This window comes from Streptomyces torulosus (assembly GCF_001419765.1).
Classification (GTDB): Bacteria; Actinomycetota; Actinomycetes; order Streptomycetales; family Streptomycetaceae; genus Streptomyces; species Streptomyces torulosus.
In genome coordinates, this window is the sequence record NZ_LIRK01000851.1 from 1 (window position 1) to 2,837 (window position 2,837).

Genomic DNA, 2,837 nt, shown 5'->3' on the forward strand with positions numbered 1-2,837 from the left:
TGGACACCCCGGAGGCGCTGGACACCCCGGAGGCGCTGGACGCGCTGGACGCCCTGGAAGCGCTCGGTGCTCTCAGCGCGCCGGGGGCGCCCGGTGGGGCGGGTGCGAGCGGCGTGCGCGGCGCGTTCGGTGAGGTCGGCGTGGGCGGGGCGGTCGGTGGACGGTGGGTGATCGGCGTGCTCGGGACAGCCGCCGTACGGGACGTGCCCGGCGCCCGCGACATGCTCGCCGCACGCGACGTACCCGGCGTACGCGAGGTGCTCGCCGTTCGTGACGTGCTCGCCGTTCGCGACGCGCCCGGTCCGCGCGGCGCACCCGGGGGCGTCGAAGTGGTGCGCGGTGCCGTCGGCACGCGTGTGGGTCCCTGCGCGCTCGGTGTGTCGAGCGCGCCCGGCGTGTCCGGCGTGCTCGGCTTGTTCCGTTCCCGGCGTGGCGCTGATCCGCTCATGATCAGCCAGTCCTCTGTGGTGAGTTGAGGGGGTTGCCGGAGTGTGGGGCTCCTTTTGCGCGGCTTCCCACTGTCGCCGCGTTCGCACGGCATCGCACCCACAGTTCACCCCTGCGGGTGCACTCTCGCGCGGTGGAGGCTGAGTCGCGCTTCCACACGCGTACACTGCGCGACTTTCAGGGGCGTGGGAGCGGCACCGCGACACCGGCGCGTGAGCCCAGCGCCCTCGCCCTGACCGTTCGCGCCCCAACCCCGGCCATTTTGGGGCCCCTTCCGGCCACGCCGACCCGGCACACACACCGGCCACTCTTGACCTGGTCATGCCAGAGCCGCACCATGAGCGCCACACCCGCACCAGGGCCTGTCGATCACCCCACGGTCATCGGCGGGCCGGAGGCACGTCGCACGGATCCACCCCCCGCTCCACTCCCCACTCCGGAGACCCCGGAATTCCTGGAGAAAGTAGGAGACTCATGCGACTCCGCATTCGCGGCAGATCAGCGGTGCCCGACGGCACGGGCAGGAGATCGGGCCGCCGTACCGCCGCCCTCGTCGGCCTGCTGGCGATGGCCCTCGCGGCGCCGGTCGCCGCGACCACCACGGACGCGACGGCGACCAGCGCCGAACGCCCGAAGGCCTCGGCGGACGACATCCGCCAGTACGAGGTCCACATGCACTCGGACATCGCGTCCCGCACGGCACTCCAGAAGGCCGGTGTCTCGGTGGACGACGCCGACGACCACTCGGTCTTCGTCTCCGGCCGCGCGGACCAGATCAAGAAGCTCAAGCAGCAGGGCTACGAGGTCACCCCGCTCGGCGCCGTGCCGGACCGGTCGAAGGGCGAGGACGACGTACGCCTCTTCGACTTCCCGTCCGCCGACTCCCGTTACCACAACTACGCGGAGATGACGAGCGAGATCAACTCCGTCGTCGCGGCGAACAGTTCCATCGTCAGCCAGCGGGTCATCGGCACCTCGTACCAGGGCCGGAACATCGTCGCCATCAAGATCAGCGACAACGTCGGCACCGACGAGGCCGAGCCCGAGGTGCTGTTCACCCACCACCAGCACGCCCGCGAGCACCTCACCGTCGAGATGGCGCTCTACCTCCTGAACGAGCTGACCTCCGACTACGGCACCGACTCCCGCGTCACCAACATGGTGAACAACCGCGAGATCTGGATCATCCCGGACCTCAACCCGGACGGCGGCGAGTACGACGTGGCCACCGGCTCGTACCGCTCGTGGCGCAAGAACCGCCAGCCCAACAGCGGTTCGTCGGCCGTCGGCACCGACCTCAACCGCAACTGGAACTACCGCTGGGGCTGCTGCGGCGGCTCGTCCGGGTCGACGTCCTCGGAGACGTACCGGGGTCCGTCCGCCGAGTCCGCGCCCGAGGTGAAGGTCGTCGCGAACTTCGTCCGCAGCCGTGTCGTCGGCGGGGCTCAGCAGATCAAGTCCGCCATCGACTTCCACACGTACAGCGAGCTGGTGCTGTGGCCCTTCGGGTACACGACCGCGAACACGACGACGGGGATGACAGCCGACGACCGCAACGCCTTCGCGACGGTCGGCGGGAAGATGGCCGCGAGCAACGGGTACACGCCCGAGCAGTCCAGTGACCTGTACATCACCGACGGGTCGATCGACGACTGGCTGTGGGGCAACCAGAAGATCTTCGGCTACACCTTCGAGATGTACCCGTCGTCCGCCGGCGGGGGCGGCTTCTACCCGCCCGACGAGGTGATCGCCCGGGAGACGGCGCGCAACCGGGACGCGGTGCTGCAGCTGCTGGAGAACTCGGACTGCATGTACCGGTCCATCGGCAAGGAGGCGCAGTACTGCTAGCGCCGGGTCGGTGGTGAGCGTGGGGAACTGCGGGCCCGCCGTGGCCGGTCGCGCGGTTCCCCGTGCCCCTACTGGTAGCGCGCGCTACTTGTCGGCGCTCTCGTCGGCGTCCGGCTTCGCGGTGCCCTCGGGCTCGGCCGGGTCGTCCGCCGTCGCGGGCTCGGCCGAGTCCTTCTTGTTGCTGTCGCCGTCCTCGAAGTACGCGTCCAGGACCTCGTCGATCCGGGTCTCCCACGCGGCGTGCTCGGACTTGGCCTTCGCCTCGATCTCGATGGGGTACCAGCGGCGGTCCGGGGTGTGGACCGTGATGGTGAACCGCTTCCCGAAGCGGGGGGACTCCGTCTCGATCGCGCCGATCTCGTCCCAGCGGAACTCGCACGCCTGGTCGTCCAGCCGGAGCCGTACGCCCCTGTGGTCGGCGACGATCTTCGCGCGGCGGTCGGCGGCCTCGAAGACGGGGCCCTCGACGGCCTCGCCGTCGGACTCGTCCTCGGCCTTCGCGTCGGGCTTCGCGTCGGCCTCGTCGGGCTTCGCGTCGGCCT

At 70.5% G+C, this 2,837-nt stretch carries 2 protein-coding genes and 1 pseudogene; 2 read left to right on the forward strand and 1 reads right to left on the reverse strand.

Annotation, left to right across the window (positions count from 1 at the left end; genetic code table 11):
* Together AOK23_RS48265 and AOK23_RS41325 are read left to right on the forward strand one after the other, a co-directional pair.
* Nucleotides 1-476: pseudogene (locus AOK23_RS48265) on the forward strand (hypothetical protein); the annotation flags it as partial.
* 445 nt (nt 477-921) lie between these two features.
* On the forward strand, nt 922-2,295 hold the full coding sequence (locus tag AOK23_RS41325) for a M14 family metallopeptidase (protein ID WP_055717544.1): 1,374 nt from the start codon (nt 922-924) through the stop codon (nt 2,293-2,295).
* 84 nt (nt 2,296-2,379) lie between these two features.
* On the opposite strand, the gene AOK23_RS41330 is transcribed toward AOK23_RS41325, so the two are convergent.
* Nucleotides 2,380-2,837, reverse strand: a 458-nt coding sequence (locus AOK23_RS41330) for a hypothetical protein (RefSeq protein WP_107102994.1), incomplete at its 5' end; no start/stop codon positions are given.